The following is a 17,520-nucleotide window of genomic DNA, read 5'->3' as shown; positions in this document are numbered from 1 at the left end:
CCGAGCCTCAGTGCGGAAGTGTCACCACCAAGAACCCTCAGAATGTCACCGATGTCCTGATGCAGAACCGTCACCGATGTCCTGCGACATGACAGCCGCGGTGACAGCCGCGGTGGCCTTCATGGGCGGCCAGGATCTTCGAAGGCGCGCTCCAGTGCTTCGGCTGCGGCTGGGTTTGCGGCTCGGCGGCTAGGTAGACGTCTTGGGTGATGGCGACTTTGGCTTGGCCTAGTTGGTCGGCGATCTGGCGGGCTGTTTGGCCTTGTTTGTCGAGGGCGGTGGCGGTGGTTTGCGGAGGGCGTGGGAGCGGATCCAGGCGAGTTTGTCGGGCTCGACCGGCTGGGTGGCGTCGTGGAGTTGGGCGAGTAGGGGGTGGTGGTTTCGAGGCGGATGCCGTAGGTGGCGACGAGGGCGGTGATCTGCTGGTGGTCGACTTTGACGCGACCGGTTTCGATCAGCTCGATCCTGGTTTGGGGCCAGGTGAGGGTGTCGGCCAGGTCTGCAGTGGTTCGCATGGAGCTTGACTGTGAGCGACACCTGTCGGACACGCTGCGGACGACAGTTTGCTGTGACGTGGCGGGGCTCGGTCTGTGGGTCGTTGCGATGGGGCGAGTACGGGTGTGTCGGGGCGCGCGGCAGGCGCTGCCGGGATCCACAGCGCTGCACCTGTCAATCGCTACGCATCTCGCCTGGAACGATCGTCGTGACGGAAGTGTCGGTTGGATCGCCCCGACAGACCGCGTCGTGGGTGTGCTGACGCACGTCGCTCCAGCTACCGGACCTGCCGATGAGCGCTCGTCCTGCGCGCCTCGGAGTTCATCCGCATGGGGGGATGCCTGATCCGGCTGGACTGCTGAAGGCTGGATGGATCGGGCAGTCGGCGAGGAGAAGGGAAGCGGATTGTGGACGGGGAACTCGCGGAGATCATCGGTATCGAGGGCTACACATACTTGTACCCGCTCGTCCTCATGGATTTGACACGGCTGCAGGTCACCAACACCGAGAAGGTGAGCTACGCGCCGCTACGAGTCCCGCCTGACACGTTCCTCAACGTCCCGGCGTTCCCGCCGGCGGACTTCCGCGTGGTCGTTCGGCCGAACTTCGACACGCTCTACTCGACTGCGTTCCTTGATCTCCGAGAGGAGCCGCGAATCGTCTCGGTGCCGCCCGCGGAAGGCAACTACTACCTGCTGCCGTTCTACGACATGTTCGGAGAGGTGTTCGCGTGCCCCGGGACCCGCACCACGGGCGACGAAGCCGGCAACTTCGCCATCGTCGGCCCTGGCTGGTCCGGCGATCTCCCCGCCGGCGTCCGTCGATACGACGCGCCGACGAGCTGGGTCTGGATCATCGGCCGGACCGAGGCCAGCGTCGCCACCTATGACAAGGTGCACGCGTTCCAGTCCCAGCTGAAAATTACTCCCCTGTCCGCCTGGGGAAGCGAACCTCTGGAGGTCGTCGGCACGGTCGACCCGTCGGTGGACAACACGACGGAACCTCTCCGCCAGGTGTTCGCCATGGACGCTACGACGTTCTTCCGGTACGCATCGGAGCTGCTGCAACAGCACGCGCCGCACATCCAGGACTACCCGGTGCTGGACCGGCTGGCCCGGATCGGATTCAACGTCGGAGACACCTTCGATCTCAACCAGGCCGATCCAGTCGTGCAAGGCGCTCTGGCGAAGGCCGTCCCCGCCGCCCAGCAGAAGATCACCGACCGCCAGAAGCGACTCGGCCGGACCGTCAACGGCTGGGAGATGACGACCGAGAACGTCGGCAACTACGGCACCGACTACCTCCAGCGGGCCTGCGTCGAGCTGATCGGCCTTGGCGCGAACCTGCCCGACGACGCGATCTATCCGCTTGCCTACGTCGACGTCGAAGGCCAGCCGTTCACGGGAGAGCAACGCTATGCCTGGCACCTGGCCAAGCAGGAACTGCCTCCGGTGAACGCCTTCTGGTCGCTCACGCTCTATGACGCGGAAGGCTTTCAGGTCGCCAACGACCTCAACAGGTTCGCGATCGGCGACCGCGACGACCTGCTGTTCAACGACGACGGCTCTCTGGACATCCACATCCAGCACAACAGGCCCGACAGCGGCACCTCGAACTGGCTCCCAGCCCCCGAGGGTGGGTTCAACCTATGTGCCCGCCTCTACTATCCGAAACCCGAGGTGCTCGACGGCACCTGGACACCGCCACCGGTGACAAAGGTCTAGGAAGACCCAGGCAAACAGGCACCGGTCACAGGCCGCGGTGAGCAGGGCCACGCGGTCGGCTCCGGTGAGCACCAAGACACCGAACGGTGTAGGTGCCGGCGATCATCAGGAAGATGTTCGAGTGGTCCCGACACCGCAGCAGCGCCGTGGCGGGCGGACTCCAGTGGCCACGGTGGTACAGCGTGGACACACCGAACCGCAGCGACGACGCGATCGTGAAACCACTGCCGCGATCCGTGGGGTAGCGGACGGTGCGGCCACGATCAGCACCACCCCGGCCGCGGCCGCCAGGGGGAAGGTGCCCCGCGTGCAGCCGGCCGCGCCGCGAACGTTTCAGTGGCGCGACGGCATCGCTGACAGCGTCGCGTCAGTGAGGTCACGATCCTGGTTGCCGGGCATGGGCGGGCTTCTCCTTTCCGGCCTAGCCGTTTCTCTTTCGCCGATACCCATTCCGCGACAAAGAGAACGGTCGCCGCACGACCATGACGATCCCCGTGCAGGCCGACTACGACAAGACCTGCCGCGTCGGCCACCGAGCCAGGTACCTATCCAGTGTGCACAGCGACAACGGCTGCGGCCCTCCACCATGAAACTGGTGGAGGGCCGCAGCCAAGACGTCTGCCGATTGTCAGAGGCTCAGAGTGCCTTCACGTACTCCGCCTGCTGCCCTTTGGGGCCTTGGGCGACGTCGAACTCGACACGCTGATCCTCTTCCAGGCTGCGGAAGCCGTCGGACTGGATCGCGGAGAAGTGCACGAAGACATCCTCGCCGCCGCCGTCGATGGAGATGAAGCCGAAACCCTTGTCGGCGTTGAACCACTTCACAGTTCCCTGTGCCATGTTGTTGCTCCTCGTGAGAGATGGAGGTGCTCCGCGATCGCCGAGCACCCGGCCGGTTGTCGCAGCGGCGGCGGCCCCACCATCTCTGGCAAGAAACAGCAACACGCCCGCAGAACATCCGCGAGCGTGAGAGGTAAACCACGTACACAGAACTTCGACCTATCCGTGACAACCTGCGCACCCGAGGATTCATTCCCATCTGCGCGCCGATCCTGGCCGCTGACGGCTGCCTACGTCTCCATGCGCATGATGGCCACGACAGGCATGATTGCCTCCATGGAGCGCTCAGAACGCGGTGGCACCAGCGAGGAGGGAGGCCCTGGAACCTTGTGTCGGCCGGCTCGACCCGAACGATCCGCACGTGGCCGAGCGGTTCGCGCAGCTCGCCCTTGAATTGCACCACCAGCCTGGCCTGGCCGACACCGAGGATGCGGTCCTCCAGTTCGTCCTGCAGGCTGTGGGCTGCCGATATGCCGGCATCGCGTTGGCCGTCAGCGGCGGCCACGCGGAGATCGGTACAGTCACCGACCCAGGCGTGGAAGCGCTCTACCATGTCCAAGCCGACACCGGCGAAGGGCCGATGCTGACTGCCATCGCCGCCGGGATTGCCGTCTCCATCCCCGATGTGACCACCGACACACGCTGGCCTGGCTGGCAAGTCCAAGTGGCCCGGCCTCGGCGTCGGCAGCGTGCTTCACATCCCGATGATGACCCACGATCGAACGATCGGCGTCTTGTCGCTCTACCACGACAAGCCACACGCCTTCGGCGACGACGACGAGGCCATCGCCCTTCTCCTGGCCCAGCATGCCGCCGTCGCCGTCGCGAGCGCCCGGCAGGACGAGACGATGGCCCAGGCAGTCGACGCCCGCAGACTCGTCGGACAGGCTGTGGGGATCCTCATGGAACGCTTCGACATCGACCAAGATCGCGCGTTCGCGATCTTGAGGCGCTACTCCCAAGACACCAACACCAGGCTGCATGATGTCGCTCAGCACCTCATCGACACGCGCACGCTCCCAGATCCGACCTGGTTGGCGAGTCTGGCCGTCGATCTCCGAGTCGAACCGCGTACGGGAGGGTCGCCCAGCTCTGCGTTCGACTGTTGTGCGCTGGTTCCAGTTCCTGCCCTACGGCTGACGCAGTGCGAGCGGAGCGCTGGATGTGCGCGAGTCGAGAAGTGGTTGCGCGAGGCACCGAACCCGCGACGGCGACACAGGATTCGCCGCGGCCGGGAGCGGCAAGCAATGAGGCCGCGCCTCACGCAACTCGAAATCGGTCGACCACTTCGCCGGACGCAGCCGCGAGTAAATGATCGTGCTTCGGGGCACCTGTGGATACGGCCTCGGTCCGCCGGGGGCCGATGGAGACGTCGGGGCTTCGGCGTTCGGAAGCGACACGCCGGAGCGCGCTCAAGACGCGGCTCACCAAGCCCCGGCCGTGCTCGGGTGGCGGTCCAAGGAGACCAGCATCTAGGAGTGAACAGTGACTTCAGCAGCAGGTTCCGATGATTCGCCTCCGGCCGAATTCCAGCCCGTCGGTGGCAAACTCGAGCGCGGGCTCATCTGGGTGTTCATCGTCGCGCCTACCCTCGCGCTCCCGCCAGGGATCTTCTTCGCCTGGGGCGGCTGGATCGGCTGGCACGACATCGTCCTGCTGGTCGTGTTCTACGTGATCACCACCACCGGCATCGGCGCCGGCTATCACCGAGGCTTCACCCACGGATCCTTCAAGAGCAAGCGTGGCCTCAAGATCGCACTCGCTGTCGCCGGCAGCATGGCTCTCGAAGGACCCGTCATCCGCTGGGTGGCCGACCACCGCAAGCACCACAAGTTCTCCGATCGAGACGGCGATCCACACTCGCCCTGGCGCTACGGCACCACCGCGTGGGCGGTGACCAAGGGGTTCGTCTTCGCCCATGTCGGGTGGGTGCTGTGGGGCGAGGATCGCGCTGACCCGAAGCACTATGCCCCAGATCTCCTGAAGGACCGCGACATGGCGTCGATTTCACGCCATTTCCGAGGGCTGGCGGTGGTCTCTCTGCTAGCTCCCGCGCTCATCGGTGGACTGTGGGACCGATCGTGGCACGGTGCCGCTACCGGGTTCTTCTGGGGCTCTCTGGTCCGTATCGCCCTGATGCACCATGTCACGTTCTCGATCAACTCGATCTGTCATGTCACCGGCGAGAAACCCTTCGAGGCTCGTGACCGGTCGGGGAATGTGTGGTGGCTTGCGATCCTGAGTCAGGGCGAGTCATGGCACAACCTCCACCACGCCGACCCCACCTGCGCACGCCACGGCGTACTCAAGGGACAGGTCGACATCAACGCCTGGCTCATCAGGCGCTTCGAGCAGTTCCGCTGGGCGTACGACGTCAAATGGCCGATCCGGGAACGCCTCGAGAAGAAGCGCGCGGCCGCCGATTGACCTGATGAGCTCCAGCCACCCGCGACTCGGCCGTCGGCTCCACAAGCTGGGCACAGTCGCCCCTTGACCAGTGCGGTGAACGCGTCCGAGCGGCGAGTCTACGCTCGCCTGGGCGGCTGTTCGAGGTGTGGCGGGACAAGTCGCGGCCCGATGACGACCCGAACAAGACGGTCCCGACATACATGATCGTCACCATCACCGCGACCGACCCCCTCGGCCGGGTGCATGACCGGATGCCGATAGCAATCACTTCGGCGCACTGGTCATTGGCTGGACCAGCGCAATCACGAAGTCGACCAGATGCATGCCCTGATGGCCCCGGCCCCGTCAGCTGCCGTGTTACACCGTACTTCGGATTGTCGCCGTCGACCTGGGGACGGGTAGGAGTCTGCGAGCGCTGAGCCGCGGGGATGCGGGGCACGCGGATCACTCCGAGGCGAATCTGCCGGATTCTCTCGGTCTCGATGATCGCAGTCATCTCGACCTCCTCGCATCTTCGACAGCCCTGAGTGTGCGGCCGACGCCATCGCACCCGGCGTCGCCGCCGCCCGCAACCATGTCTGACCTCCACACAACCACCATCTGCGGAGAGTTCGCTGCGCAAGCCTCTGTCGCTCGACCGTTCATCGCCGACCTGCGCAACGTCGAACTGGTCGGCAGCTGCGAACGCATCGAAGACCCCGAGGCTCCGGTCTGAGCTCGGTCGACCTCGAGTACGTCGAGGCCCTAGGCGGCGGCACCCTGGCGTACGACAAGTTCGGCTGCAGAGATCCGACCCCATGCCACGTCTCGGTCGGCCTCAAGACCCACTCAGCCTCCGGCTACACCAGCCACCTGCTCGGAGTACGGTGCAATTCCTCACGGAGATGTACGTCGTCGAGGTCGCCGATCCAACGTGGACTCGACCCCCCAATCCCGCCCTGTGCTACGTACCTCTGCTGAACTTCGACGCCTAAATCAGCGAGACCCTTCGCCTCGACCGTGCTTCACCTCGCCGTGCACGGTCAGCTCGCGGTCTCTCCACTCCAGCGCGAGGGCGTCGCGGGTCGCGCCGGGCAGGTCGACCACGACGATGGAGGCGTCATCGTCTCTTCGACTTCGACCAGAAATGGCGGCGATCCCGTTCGGTCGAACGTCGGAGGGATGCTCGCATCATCTGGTCCATCCGCCGCCAGATCTCCTCGAGGCTCGCGAATGGATCGCTCGGCAGTCACCGCACCGGCTCACTGACCTGACGCCTGCAGCGTCGACGAACAGGAACTGCCATCCTCCTCACCTCTCGTCACGACATCGCTTGGATCTCCGAAGCTACGAATCCGAGACGCGCTGACCCAGACCAGCCGCCCATAGCAGTCGATCAGTATTTGTCGGCCGCGGCGGCTTTCGCGGACCGCGTGCGCCCGGGCGGTCAGCCATCGGCCACCGATCAACACATGAACCGGCTCCGGACGCCGGCGGTCGCCTGCCACTGTCGTCCCCTTCCCCGCCGCAGCCGCGAGCCACCCCACCATCACCACCGCCGTGCGACCCTGGTGCAGCCGGGGTAGGCCAGGCGGCCTTGATGACGAATGAGCGGGCCGCGCTGGTCATAGCATTCCGGCCGTGTTTTCGGTTCGGAGCTGGTCGGTGGTCACGTTGATGTCGGCGACCTGTCCGGCCAGTTTCGGATGCGTGTCCTCGAGTTGCGCCCCGGCCTCGGCCAGTGGCGCCAGCAGCGTTGCGGTGTCTTTGTCGCCGAGTGCGTGCAAGACGCGGTCGACGCTCTCCTGGCTGGCGGGGTCGAGGCCGTCCAGAGCGGTGATCTGCGCCGCCAGCCGGCGCAGCCTGGCCGCGTTGTCCCGCGCCCACTGGGTGACCGCGCGCTCACCGGCCCGCCGGTCGCGGGCTGCCTGGACTCGTTGCTCGCCGGTCATTCCTTCGGGGTCTGTGGCGTGCGGGTTGAGCCGCAGGTAGCGGCGTTCGGCGGCCTGCCGACTGGCCACCCCAAGCGCGGGCGCGATCGCGGCCCAGCTCGCCCCGCGGTCACGGGCCGCGCCGATGAGCAGCGGCTCCCAGGCCGCGAGCTGATCCTGCACGACCCGCAGCTCGGCCAGCGCAGCGAGAACATCCATTGGGCTGAGGGTTCCCGGTCGCGCGCGCCCGCGATCGCCGACTGGTGGCGCGAGCCGCCGGACGGTGTTCTCCACGGCCGCGAACGCGGTCGAGGCGACAGATTGCGCGCCGTCTGTCGTGTCATCGGCTGCCATGCGTCACCTCTCTCATCTTCGAGCGCGTCAACGATTAGATGACGTCGTAAACTTGTCATCGTTTTGATGACATGGTATATCGGAAGTGCGTGTTGACACCACTCATGAATCGACAACGAGGAGGTGCAGGGACGATGTTGATGCGCACTGACCCGTTCCGCGAGCTGGACCGGTTCGCGCAGCAGTTCTTCAGCAGCCAAACACCGGGCACGTGGTCGCGGCCGACTCCGATGCCGATGGACGCCTACCGGCAAGGTGACCAGTATGTGGTGGCGTTCGACCTGCCCGGCGTCTCGCCCGACGCGATCGATCTGGACGTCGAACGCAACGTGCTCACGGTGAAGGCTGAACGCAGGCCGCTCGAGACCGGTGAGGGCGTGGACCTGCAGGTCTCCGAACGGCCGCTCGGGGTGTTCTCCCGGCAGCTGTTCCTCGGCGACACCCTGGACGCCGACATGATCGAGGCCAGCTACGAGGCCGGCGTCCTGACGCTGAAGATCCCGATCGCCGAGCAGGCCAAGCCGCGCAAGATCGAGATCGCTAACATCGGCGGCGACCGCAAGCAGATCGACGCCTAAGCCAGCAACCAACCACGCCGACCATGGAAACCCCGCCCCGGTTGAGGAACGACGAGGCACGACGAGATAGTTGTCGAAGGGGTGAGATCGATGACTGCGACCCGACAGCGGACAGCCGACGAGACTGAGGTCTTCGTGGACCTCGTGCTCGGCGACGACGAGCTGGTGCGGGCCGAGTTCGACGCCCTGATCGCCGCCTGCTGGGAATCACCCTGCGAGCCATCCTCCGACGAACTCGGCCCTTCTGACGGCGGGTGGGCCGCGCGGCCACCCTCGAGGTGGCCGCGCCGGCCCGGCATCCAGCTCGGTCCGGTGCCGCGGCGACAGCCTCGCAGCCGTGAGCGAGGCCCTCCGCGGCACCGGAGCGACTGACGCACCTGACCTGACTCCGGCGTGCCCGGGAAGGGAGGTGAGCACAACCCGACAGTCGACGGAATCACTGACCCGGTGATGCGGCCGCCCGCCAGTCACACCCTCGACCCAGCGGCAACACCCATTTCTGCCGCCTGTCCTTCCTAGGACGATGCTCGGCGCGGGCCGCCGCATCACTCCGGTCCATCCCGACCCGGGACCCGACCCTCGTGACCCAAGCTCCAGCCGCGGAGGCGGTGAGTGCCATGACCGACCGAATCACCCGGCAACCGGCAGCCACATGGCACCTGCCGACACCGCCGTACGCCGCCGAGGTTCAGACCACGATCCACATCGACGGCCCGGGTGCCACAGATGGAGTGCAGCCATGAACGTGCCAGGCCCCGATCCGTACGCGCTGCTCGGTGTGACAGCCGAAGCCACCGACGACGACCTCGACCACGCCTTCCGCTGCCTCGTCCGCCAACTGCACCCTGACACCCGGACGTCATCGGGGCTGGACGCTGACGCCGACCAGCACCTGCAGGAACTCCTCACTGCCTATGCCACTCTGCGCGACCCGATCCGGCGCGCCGCCTACGACCGCGCCCGGACAGGACCGGCACCCACGAACGGCGCGCCACAGCGCGGACCCGCACAGCCGAGCCTCGGACCTCTGCACCCGTCCGGGCCGAACCGGCGATCCGGATCGGGCCCGTGCACTGGGAGCCATCACGCCAATCCAGCACCGAGGTGGCGGGCGATGTTAGCCGTCGCCACCCGGGAGGCGACCGCCATGGCCATTGACGACATCGAAACCTACTGCAAGAACGGCACCTGGAAGACCCGCTGGTGCAACAGCACCAAACCCTTCGCGGCCGCCGCCTCTGCTGCAGAACTCGCCACCAGCGCCTGGCTCACACGGGTCAAGCAATGCGACGGTGAACGTTGCTGGGTGCTGTTCGTTGATACCGGCAAGAACGCGTCGCGACGGTGGTGCCAGATGCGTTACTGCGGCAACGTCGCCAAGAGTCATCGACCAGCCGCCCAACGCCGCCAGGTCCGAGCGGCAAAGCCCCGACACTCATCATCTGAACGGAATCCCGCCTAGCCATTGATGTCACGGCAGCTTGACACAGGAGTGCAGGGTCCGCTGGTTCCTGGTGCAGGACTGCCACACGCCCACGCGCGACCTGGGCCGGCCATGGGCCGAAACTGTGGTCATGGGCAACTTGCCGCCGGAGCTCACCGGGCCGATTCAGTTTGGAGCTTGCCGGGCGGTGGAGCAGTTGCCCGGGGAACACGGCATGCCGGGCGGCTCGAGATATGAGCTGGAGTGGGACGGCTTGCCGCGGTCCTTCTTCGGCATCACCACCGCTGGGCCGCTTCCGGCAACCGCATATCCGCTACGACTCGTCCATGCTTGTTGGGCGATGACGATGCCTTGTGAACAAATAGGTGGACCGGGGTACTTGTTGCGCATGAACCACAGGAGTGACGGTGAGTGGCCGGAGCTGTTCGCCGCTGACGTCGACGTTGCTGAGCCGCCGCCCCTGGAGGACTTGGACGAGCTGGTCAGCTTCGTGCAGAGCCATGCCGGTGTTCTGTTGCGGTACTCCCAGGGGCCGCGGAGGGACGCCGAGCGTGGCCCGAGCCGGGATTACGAGGCCGGAGTCGATCTTCCGGGGCTGTCCGTGACCACCGTCGAGCCCGAGCCGTGGTGGCCGCGCCCGGCCGACGACTGGATCGCCAGGCGAGTCTGCAAGTACGCCGAGCTCGGCGAGAAGGAAGACCGCTATCCGTGGCTCCTCACCGGGGAGGTGAACGGCCATGGTCCGGACCACGAGCCGCTGGTGATCCAGGTCCGGCCGCTGGCGCGCATCACTCCCAAAGCCCTGGCCCAGGCCAAGGCGCTTTACCGCCAACGCTTCGATGTGGGCCAGGGTTCGGTCTGACCTCCTAACCGATCCCTGTTGGCGAGAGACGACCCCAGCCGATCCGGCCAGATTGCGGTTCCACTGAGGTGAGGGACAGCGACTGGAGCCGGGCACGGGCGAGAGCAGGCACCTTCGGTGCCGCGTCGCCGGGCGCGGCACCGGAATCGTGCTCGAAGGTTTCGGGGCGCGGTTGTTGCCGAGCGCGCGGTCGGTCAGCTCTCGGCTTCCTTCTCGACCTTCTTCTTCAGCGCATCTTTGCCGAGTCCCGATGTGCCGGAGATGTCGGCGTTGCTCGCCTGCTGGCTCAGCTGCTCTCGCGTCATGTCACCGGGCTGTTCGCCCAGGTGTTGCTGCCGGCTGGCAAGGAACGCCTCACCGAGGTCGGCGCGTCGCTCATCGGTGAGGTTTGAGCGCATCCCCGGCAGAACCTTCGTCTCTTCTTCCTCGACATGGTGCGACACGGCGTCGATCAGATTCTGCAGCACAGTGTCGAACTCGAGCGACGTCGGATCGGTCTTCGCGAGTTTGGCCAGCAGTTGGTCGGCCTCGATGTGTTCTTGCTGGCTGTGCTGGATCTCCTCTTTCTCACCGGCCTCACTGGCGGCGACCGGGTACACCTCCGCTTCCTCAGCGCGGCTGTGAGCGGTGAGGAGAGTGGTCAGTACCGGAAGAAGTCCGGGGCGCTTCTCAGGACTGTCCTTGAGCTCGTCGAACAGTCGTTCGACCTCACGGTGGTCCTGCATGATCAGATCGACAACGTCCGCGGGCATCTGGACTCTCCTTTCAGTTGGTTGCTGGCGCCCCGGTACCCAGCCGCAATCAGTTGCTGAGGACGACGAGCGCGAAGTTCAGCGCCACAGTGCGTTGAGCGCACCGGTGCGGCAGCTAGCCGCCTGGCTCTGGCCGGCGGCTCTCATTTGGAGGTCGTGGATGTGGGAGTGCCGTACCGCTCGTCGAGTTGGCGGGAGATCTTGTCGACCTTGGCCTCAAGTCGTTCCATGTCCTCGGCATCGACGCCGAAAATGATGTGCTTCGCGCCGAGTAACAGGATGCCCTGGAGCTGGTGGAGAGGGCGACCATCTGCATGCTGACCACGATGACCGCCGACGGCCGGCACATGTCACGGCCGATGGCGCTGCAGGAGGTGGAGTTCGACGGTGACCTCTGGTTCTTCGCCGCTTCGGACTCCGCCAAGGTCGATCAGGTTCGGTCGAACCCTCAGGTGAACGTGAGTTTCTCCAACAACAAGCACAGCGAGTGGACATCGATCGCGGGGGCGGCCGAGGTGGTCGACGACCACGGTAAGGCAGAACAGCTGTGGTCGCCCACACTCAAGGCGTGGTTTCCCGATGGCCTGGAGACGCCGGAGTTGATTCTGATCAAGGTCCACGCCGACGGCGCTGAGTACTGGTCGGGTCCGAGCAGCAAGCTCGTCAGGCTCATCGGTGGCATCCGGGCCGCTGTCACGGATCCGGACAAGTTGCCCGCCGAGAACGAAGAGGTCACCCTCCCGGACAGTCCGCGCTGAAGGCTGCGCGGGACGAGATGCTGGCCGCGGCGACCTGATGCCGTTTGATCTCGTCTGATGGGACGCCGTACCAGGAAAGCCGGACTGTGCCTCGACGGCCTGGACTGGAGCGGTCATGAGCGGACACGACATCGATCACTTCTTCGCCCAGTTGAGCGAGTTCCGCTATCTGAGCAACGGCGAGCGGCTCGATGACCACCGGATCGACTGAATCCTCGCGACCGACACTCCGATGGGGTGCGATTCACGAGTAGTAGGTTTTTTGACGAGGACCGATGACTGCCCCTTCGGACCACACTATGCGTCCGGCAGCGACGTACTCGTGGCCGCGCTGGAGCCTGGACCGGAAAACGTCTGCGACCCTCGCTAGCCAGCCCTCAGCGCAGATGTACGTCGCTGGACACCGAAGGCGTCACGCCGGGCCACCCGCGAGCTGGGTGGGCAGCAGTTTCCACCCGCTCGGAAGGGTATTTGCAGCCGGCAGGAATGTGCGGTGTGCGCTGGGGCACTGTCCTGAGCGTCGGAGTACAAGGTCTCTGAAGATTGAGGTGTTCGACATGACGACCGCACGTGACCTGATGACGGCCGGCGCCGAGTGTGTCGGCGAGAACGAGACACTGATCGAAGCGGCCCGGAAGATGCGCGATCTGAACGTCGGGGCGTTGCCGATCTGCGGCGAGGACAACCGGCTCAAGGGAGTGCTGACCGACCGTGACATTGTGGTGAAGTGTCTCGCCGATGGCGGCGATCCGGCGGCGGCGACCGCGGGGCAGTTCGGGCAGGGCAAGCCGGTCACGATCGGTGCCGATGACAGTGCCGAAGAGGCGCTGAAGACGATGAGCGAGCACCAGGTACGGCGCTTGCCGGTGATCGACGGCCATGACCTTGTCGGCATGTTGGCCATGGCCGACGTCGCACGCAGTTTAGGCAAGTCCGACACAGGTGATGTCGTGGAGGACATCTCTCAACCCTGATACGTCGCAACGAATCCGGAGTGATTCCGTTGGTGCCTGCGAACCGGCCGCGTGGCGCGGAGGCGCCAGACCGTTGGGAAGTCATGCGGGTTGCTCCCGCCGCGAAACGAATGCGCCAAACCCGCATTCGTTGAGCGGTTCCAATGGGTGCTCTCGTTCCGACTTGATGCGGGTCCATCGGGCACAGGGCGTGCGTCGGGCGATGGAAGGGGATGCGATGCGCAGCGTGGTGATCACCGGTGCTGGGAGCGGGATCGGAGCGGCGTCGACGATTGCGCTGGATCGCAGTGGCTGGCGCGTGTTCGCGGGCGTCCATTCCCGGGAAGACGGAGATGTGCTCGACCGGCAGACGTCGGACCATGTGACGGTTCACCAGCTCGACGTGACCAGTCCGGACCAGATCAAGGCGTTTGCCGGGGAGGTCGACCTGGCGCTCGGCGGCGACGGATTGCATGCGCTGGTCGACAACGCGGGCAAGGGATTCTTCGGTCCGTTGGAGATCTTGCCCATCGAGAGTCTGCGGGACCAGCTCGAGGTCAACGTGATCGGTCAGGTTGCCGTCACCCAGCAGTTCCTGCCGATGCTGCGGCGTTCCGAGGGATCCAGGGTGGTCTTCGTCGGGTCGGTTGGTGGTCGCGTCGCGGCCGGCTTCGCAGGCGCGTATCCCGCGCTGGGCCGAGCTGGCCAGGGACGAGGCCGGCCGGGTAGGGCTGCACCCCACCACCTCGACGCTCACGGCAACGGAACGCCGAGTGGCCGAGCTCGTTGCCGCGGGCCGCTCGAACCAGGAGGCCGCCGCCGAACTCTTCATGTCCGTCAAAACCGTCGAAGCCAATCTCACCCGGATCTACCGCAAACTCTCGGTCCGCTCCAGAACAGAGCTCGCCAACCACCTGAACAAACCCGACCACTAACCCAAGACCCACCCCTGCCAGCGAACCTGACCGGCTCGCTGGCGGTGGTGAGGGGTCTTGCTTATGAGTTCTTCGAGTTCGCGGTCAACGACTTGAGCGCGGCGACGTAGATTTCGGAGAAGGTGGGGAACGGTTGGATGGTGTCGCGGAGGATGTCGAGTGGGACGCGGGCGCGGATCGCGAGTGTGGCCTGTTGCAGCCATTCGCCGGCCTCGGGGCCGAAGGCGTAGGCGCCGGTGAGGCGTTCGCCGTCGCTGAGCAGGGTCAGGAATCCGTTGCTTTCGGCGTACTTGTGGGTGTAGGTCGCGGTCTTCGCCACGTCGCGCAGCGCGATCGTCGCGCTGTAGGGGGCGTCGGTGGCGCCAACCGATGCGGCCGCTGGGTCGGTGAACGCGGTCCTGGGTACGGCGTCGTAGTTCGCCTCGCGTGGTTGGCCGAGGATGTTGGCGGCAACGATCCGGGCCTGATACTTGCCGACGTGGGTGAGTAGCCAGATCCCTGTGACGTCGCCGACTGCCCATGTCCGCTCGGCGACCTGCAGGTGAGCGTCGACAGGCACCCCTCGGGCGTCGGCCGTGACTCCGATCGTCTCCAGGCCGATGTCGTCGACCCGGGGCCGGCGGCCGGTGGCGACCAGCAGCCGGTCTCCGCGAATCTCACGACCGTCGTCCAGGTCGAGGACGTAGTCGTCGCCGGCGCGGCGGGCAGCGGTCGCACGCGACCCGAGGATCAGTTCGATCTCGTCGCGACGCAGTACGTCGCCGAGTGCCTCGCCGAGTGGCGCGGCCTCGCGCGGCAGGAGTTGGCCGGCGGACTCGACGATGACGACGTCGCCGCCGAGTCGTCGTACCGCCTGCGCCAGTTCCACGCCGACAGGTCCGCCGCCGAGTACCACCAGGCGTCGCGGGATCGCCTTCATGCTCGTCGCCTCGCGGCTCGTCCAGATACCTTCGAGCTCACGGAGGCCCGGGACGGGCGGGACGACGGGGTCGGAGCCGTTCGCGAGTACGACGTGATCCGCGGTGTACTGGCGGCCGTCGACCTCGACGACGCCGGTGCCGGCCAAACGGCCGCTGCCGCGGATCAGGTCGATCTTGTTGTCGGCGAGCCACTTCTCCTGGCCGGCGTCGGAGTAGTCCGACACCATGTAGTCGCGCCAGGCTAGCGCCGCCTCGACGTCGACCGTCGCGGGAGCGGCGGCCTCATTCGCAGCCTGTGCCGCCTCGCCGGGGCGCAGCAGGGATTTGGATGGGATGCAGGCCCAGTACGAGCACTCGCCTCCGACGAGTTCACGCTCGACCACGGCGACTCGGAGGCCGCCGTCGGCGAGGGCCCCGGCGGCGTGCTCACCGGGGGAGCCGCCGCCGATCACGATGACGTCGTAGTCGCTCATTGCGGAAGTTCCTTGCCGGTGCGCTCGGCGACCATGTACGTCGCGTACCACTCTGGCCACTGCTCGTCGAACTTGCCGCCGTTGCGCTTCTCGTGTTCGCCATGCGCTGTCGCGGCACGAATCAACGCCTGCTGCAGGTCATCCACCGAGGTGTACGTCGTCTCAGCGGGGTCGACGCGGCCGGGTAGGCGCTTGGTGACCTCCTGCAGCAGCCAGGTGTTGCCGTCGGGGTCGTTGAACGTCGCGAACGAGCCGTAGCTGGCGCGTTCGTCGGCGGGTCCAGCGACCCGATCGCTTGCGTCAACGGGCTGGAACTGCGCGCCCGGCGTCGCCGGGTGGAAGGCCTCGCTCACCTCGACACCGCGGGCGGCGAGTTCGGCGCGTGCGGCTTCGATGTCGGAGACGATCAGATACAGGCCCTGCGCCGAGCCTGGTTCGGCTGTGGTGATGTTCGAGCCGAACTGGACCGACGCCGGCGAGCCCGGTGGGGTGAACTGGACGACCCGGAAGCCGTTGTCGAAGGCGAAGTCCGCGTCCAGCCGCCACTCGAGCTGCTGGTAGAACGCCTTCGCCTTGTCGACCTCGGTGACGGGAATGACGACTGCTTCGAACTTGTAGTCGGTGCTCACTTTTCCTCCTGTGGTGGGTGGTTCACCTCCGACTATGGAGGGCTCCCGGCCTCGTCGCATCAGTGGTGATCACTGGTGTGCTGCGACAGGCCAGTGATCGGCCGGCCGGTCCAGTGGTGCACCAGTGTCCGCTACTGGGGTGACGCGTCAACTTCCGGCGCACAGTGGCGCTATCGGTACCCCTTCGAGGAATGGAAGACGCATGACCACGATCCACTTCACCGAGGTGACCACCTCGACGCCCGAGCAGTTCGTTGCCGGGCTCACGGACTTCGGGCCCGGCCGCTCGAAGCTCTTCGCCAACAGCCAAGACGACTATCTGAAAGTACACAGTCAGGGACCGACCACGGCCGACGTGACCGAAGGTTCGCCGAGCGCCTGGGAGCGCCTGAACTACGACTGGTCCGACCCGAACCGCGTCGTCCTCACCACCACCGACTCGAACCTCTGGGGCGGCGACTCGGGTCACACCTACACCTTCAAGCGCCGGGCGGACGGTGCGACCGAGATCGACGTCGTCATCGTGCGCGACGGCAAGAACCTCAAGGGTCGTCTGCTCGGCTGCGTGCTGGCGCTGTTCGGCAAGCGCGTTCTGGGCAAGGCCTTCGACGACACGGTCCGGGCCATCGAGGCCCGCACCCTCTCAGCAAACACCACAATCCGGACGGAGATCTGACAACCATGACAAAGCTGATGCTCAAGGCAAGGAACATCCTGGTCGCCCTGACCGGTGCCGGCCTCCTGCTGGCGGGTGCGACGACCGCACAGGCGGCAGAAAGCCTGCAGGTAACGGAAAAGCCGACGATCGTGCTGTTACACGGGGCGTACGCCGATGGCTCCAGCTGGTCCGAGGTGACCAGCCGGCTCCAGCGCGACGGCTACAAGGTCGTTGCGCCCGCCGTACCGCTGCGGGGGATCGCGTCCGACACGTCGTACCTGAGCGGCGTACTCGCGACCGTCTCCGGGCCGAAGGTGCTGGTCGGTCACTCGTACGGCGGTGCCCTGGTCAGCGAACTGGCCGACACGCCAGGTGTGAAGTCGCTGGTTTACGTGGCGGCGTTCATTCCCGAGGCCGGCGAGACGTTGGGTGCGCTGAACTCGCAATTCCCGGGCAGCGAGCTCGGTCCGGACACGACTACCGTGATCAGCTACCCGGGCGGCGTCGACCTCGCGCTGAAGCCGGAGACGGCTGGTCCGGTGCTCGCTGCTGACATCCCGGCCCGGCAGGGAGCTGTCTTCCTCGCCGCGCAGCGGCCCGTCGCGGCGGCAGCCTTCTCCGAGCCGGTCCAGGAGACCGCCCCGGCGGCCCTGCCGAAGTACGCGGTGATCCCGACCGGTGACAAGGCCATCGCGCCGGCGGCGGAGCGGTTCATGGCGACCCGGGCGGGTGCGACGAAGGTCGAGATCCCGGGCGCGTCCCACCTGGTCGCAGTGTCCCAGCCCTCTGCAGTGACCCAGGTGATCGAGCGAGCCGCCCGTTGATC

18 protein-coding genes and 1 pseudogene are annotated in these 17,520 nt (G+C 66.2%); 13 read left to right on the top strand and 6 right to left on the bottom strand.

The features are described 5' to 3' along the window. Positions 1-902: 902 nt before the first annotated feature. Positions 903-2,219: a DUF1254 domain-containing protein gene (locus tag ACGFIF_RS43480; RefSeq protein ID WP_393163648.1), complete on the top strand. Its 1,317-nt coding sequence runs from the start codon at positions 903-905 to the stop codon at positions 2,217-2,219. Positions 2,220-2,244: 25 nt separating this feature from the next. On the opposite strand, the gene ACGFIF_RS43475 is transcribed toward ACGFIF_RS43480, so the two are convergent. Continuing rightward, a complete protein-coding gene (locus ACGFIF_RS43475) occupies positions 2,245-2,433 on the bottom strand; it encodes a hemolysin III family protein (protein WP_393163660.1) in 189 nt (62 codons plus the stop codon). A gap of 422 nt (positions 2,434-2,855) precedes the next feature. Next, on the bottom strand, positions 2,856-3,059 hold the full coding sequence (locus ACGFIF_RS43470; RefSeq protein WP_393163646.1) for a cold-shock protein: 204 nt from the start codon (positions 3,057-3,059) through the stop codon (positions 2,856-2,858). A gap of 704 nt (positions 3,060-3,763) precedes the next feature. Between ACGFIF_RS43470 and ACGFIF_RS43465 the strand changes: the two genes are divergently transcribed. Beyond that, the gene (locus ACGFIF_RS43465; protein WP_393163658.1) at positions 3,764-4,570 is read left to right on the top strand and encodes an ANTAR domain-containing protein; all 807 of its coding nucleotides are present in this window, start codon (positions 3,764-3,766) and stop codon (positions 4,568-4,570) included. After that, entirely contained in the window at positions 4,545-5,486 is a 942-nt protein-coding gene (locus ACGFIF_RS43460; protein WP_393163644.1) for an acyl-CoA desaturase, read from the top strand. Before ACGFIF_RS43465 ends, ACGFIF_RS43460 begins: the two co-directional genes overlap by 26 nt. A gap of 1,586 nt (positions 5,487-7,072) precedes the next feature. Here ACGFIF_RS43460 and ACGFIF_RS43455 read toward each other — a convergent pair. After that, the gene (locus tag ACGFIF_RS43455; RefSeq protein ID WP_393163642.1) at positions 7,073-7,597 is read right to left on the bottom strand and encodes a hypothetical protein; all 525 of its coding nucleotides are present in this window, start codon (positions 7,595-7,597) and stop codon (positions 7,073-7,075) included. 269 nt (positions 7,598-7,866) lie between these two features. On the opposite strand from ACGFIF_RS43455, the gene ACGFIF_RS43450 reads away from it, so the two are divergent. The 4 genes from ACGFIF_RS43450 (at position 7,867) to ACGFIF_RS43435 (ending at position 10,616) form a co-directional block, all read left to right on the top strand. Further along, positions 7,867-8,310: an Hsp20/alpha crystallin family protein gene (locus ACGFIF_RS43450; protein ID WP_393163640.1), complete on the top strand. Its 444-nt coding sequence runs from the start codon at positions 7,867-7,869 to the stop codon at positions 8,308-8,310. A gap of 90 nt (positions 8,311-8,400) precedes the next feature. Then, positions 8,401-8,682 carry a hypothetical protein gene (locus ACGFIF_RS43445; protein WP_393163638.1) on the top strand — a complete coding sequence of 94 codons (282 nt, stop codon included), beginning with the start codon at positions 8,401-8,403 and terminating at the stop codon, positions 8,680-8,682. A gap of 367 nt (positions 8,683-9,049) precedes the next feature. Continuing rightward, positions 9,050-9,772 (top strand): DnaJ domain-containing protein, encoded by a 723-nt coding sequence (locus tag ACGFIF_RS43440; protein ID WP_393163636.1) that lies wholly within the window; start codon positions 9,050-9,052, stop codon positions 9,770-9,772. Between the two features lie 370 nt (positions 9,773-10,142). Next, positions 10,143-10,616: a DUF6098 family protein gene (locus ACGFIF_RS43435; RefSeq protein WP_393163634.1), complete on the top strand. Its 474-nt coding sequence runs from the start codon at positions 10,143-10,145 to the stop codon at positions 10,614-10,616. 194 nt (positions 10,617-10,810) lie between these two features. Here the strand turns inward: ACGFIF_RS43435 and ACGFIF_RS43430 are convergent, their stop codons facing one another. After that, positions 10,811-11,368, bottom strand: coding sequence for a hemerythrin domain-containing protein (locus ACGFIF_RS43430; protein ID WP_393163632.1), 558 nt, complete (start codon positions 11,366-11,368; stop codon positions 10,811-10,813). Between the two features lie 293 nt (positions 11,369-11,661). Between ACGFIF_RS43430 and ACGFIF_RS43425 the strand changes: the two genes are divergently transcribed. The 4 genes and pseudogenes from ACGFIF_RS43425 (at position 11,662) to ACGFIF_RS43410 (ending at position 14,014) form a co-directional block, all read left to right on the top strand. Then, entirely contained in the window at positions 11,662-12,126 is a 465-nt protein-coding gene (locus tag ACGFIF_RS43425) for a pyridoxamine 5'-phosphate oxidase family protein (protein ID WP_393163630.1), read from the top strand. Positions 12,127-12,683: 557 nt separating this feature from the next. Beyond that, positions 12,684-13,100, top strand: coding sequence for a CBS domain-containing protein (locus ACGFIF_RS43420; RefSeq protein ID WP_393163656.1), 417 nt, complete (start codon positions 12,684-12,686; stop codon positions 13,098-13,100). Continuing rightward, positions 13,072-13,758: pseudogene (locus ACGFIF_RS43415) on the top strand (SDR family NAD(P)-dependent oxidoreductase); the annotation flags it as partial. The gene ACGFIF_RS43420 and the pseudogene ACGFIF_RS43415, both read left to right, overlap by 29 nt. Beyond that, positions 13,730-14,014 (top strand): response regulator transcription factor, encoded by a 285-nt coding sequence (locus tag ACGFIF_RS43410; RefSeq protein ID WP_393163628.1) that lies wholly within the window; start codon positions 13,730-13,732, stop codon positions 14,012-14,014. The pseudogene ACGFIF_RS43415 and the gene ACGFIF_RS43410, both read left to right, overlap by 29 nt. A 61-nt stretch (positions 14,015-14,075) precedes the next feature. Here ACGFIF_RS43410 and ACGFIF_RS43405 read toward each other — a convergent pair whose 3' ends face one another. Both ACGFIF_RS43405 and ACGFIF_RS43400 read right to left on the bottom strand, forming a co-directional pair. After that, positions 14,076-15,407, bottom strand: coding sequence for a dihydrolipoyl dehydrogenase family protein (locus ACGFIF_RS43405; RefSeq protein WP_393163626.1), 1,332 nt, complete (start codon positions 15,405-15,407; stop codon positions 14,076-14,078). Next, on the bottom strand, positions 15,404-16,036 hold the full coding sequence (locus ACGFIF_RS43400; protein ID WP_393163624.1) for a VOC family protein: 633 nt from the start codon (positions 16,034-16,036) through the stop codon (positions 15,404-15,406). Before ACGFIF_RS43400 ends, ACGFIF_RS43405 begins: the two co-directional genes overlap by 4 nt. 202 nt (positions 16,037-16,238) lie before the next feature. On the opposite strand from ACGFIF_RS43400, the gene ACGFIF_RS43395 reads away from it, so the two are divergent. Both ACGFIF_RS43395 and ACGFIF_RS43390 read left to right on the top strand, forming a co-directional pair. Further along, the gene (locus tag ACGFIF_RS43395) at positions 16,239-16,712 is read left to right on the top strand and encodes a hypothetical protein (protein ID WP_393163622.1); all 474 of its coding nucleotides are present in this window, start codon (positions 16,239-16,241) and stop codon (positions 16,710-16,712) included. 5 nt (positions 16,713-16,717) lie between these two features. Further along, positions 16,718-17,518, top strand: a complete 801-nt coding sequence (locus ACGFIF_RS43390; protein ID WP_393163620.1) for an alpha/beta fold hydrolase — start codon at positions 16,718-16,720, stop codon at positions 17,516-17,518. The last annotated feature ends 2 nt before the right edge of the window (positions 17,519-17,520 follow it).

Source organism: Kribbella sp. NPDC049174 (assembly GCF_043197365.1).
Classification (GTDB): domain Bacteria; phylum Actinomycetota; class Actinomycetes; order Propionibacteriales; family Kribbellaceae; genus Kribbella.
This window is presented reverse-complemented; position numbering and strand designations above follow the sequence as displayed.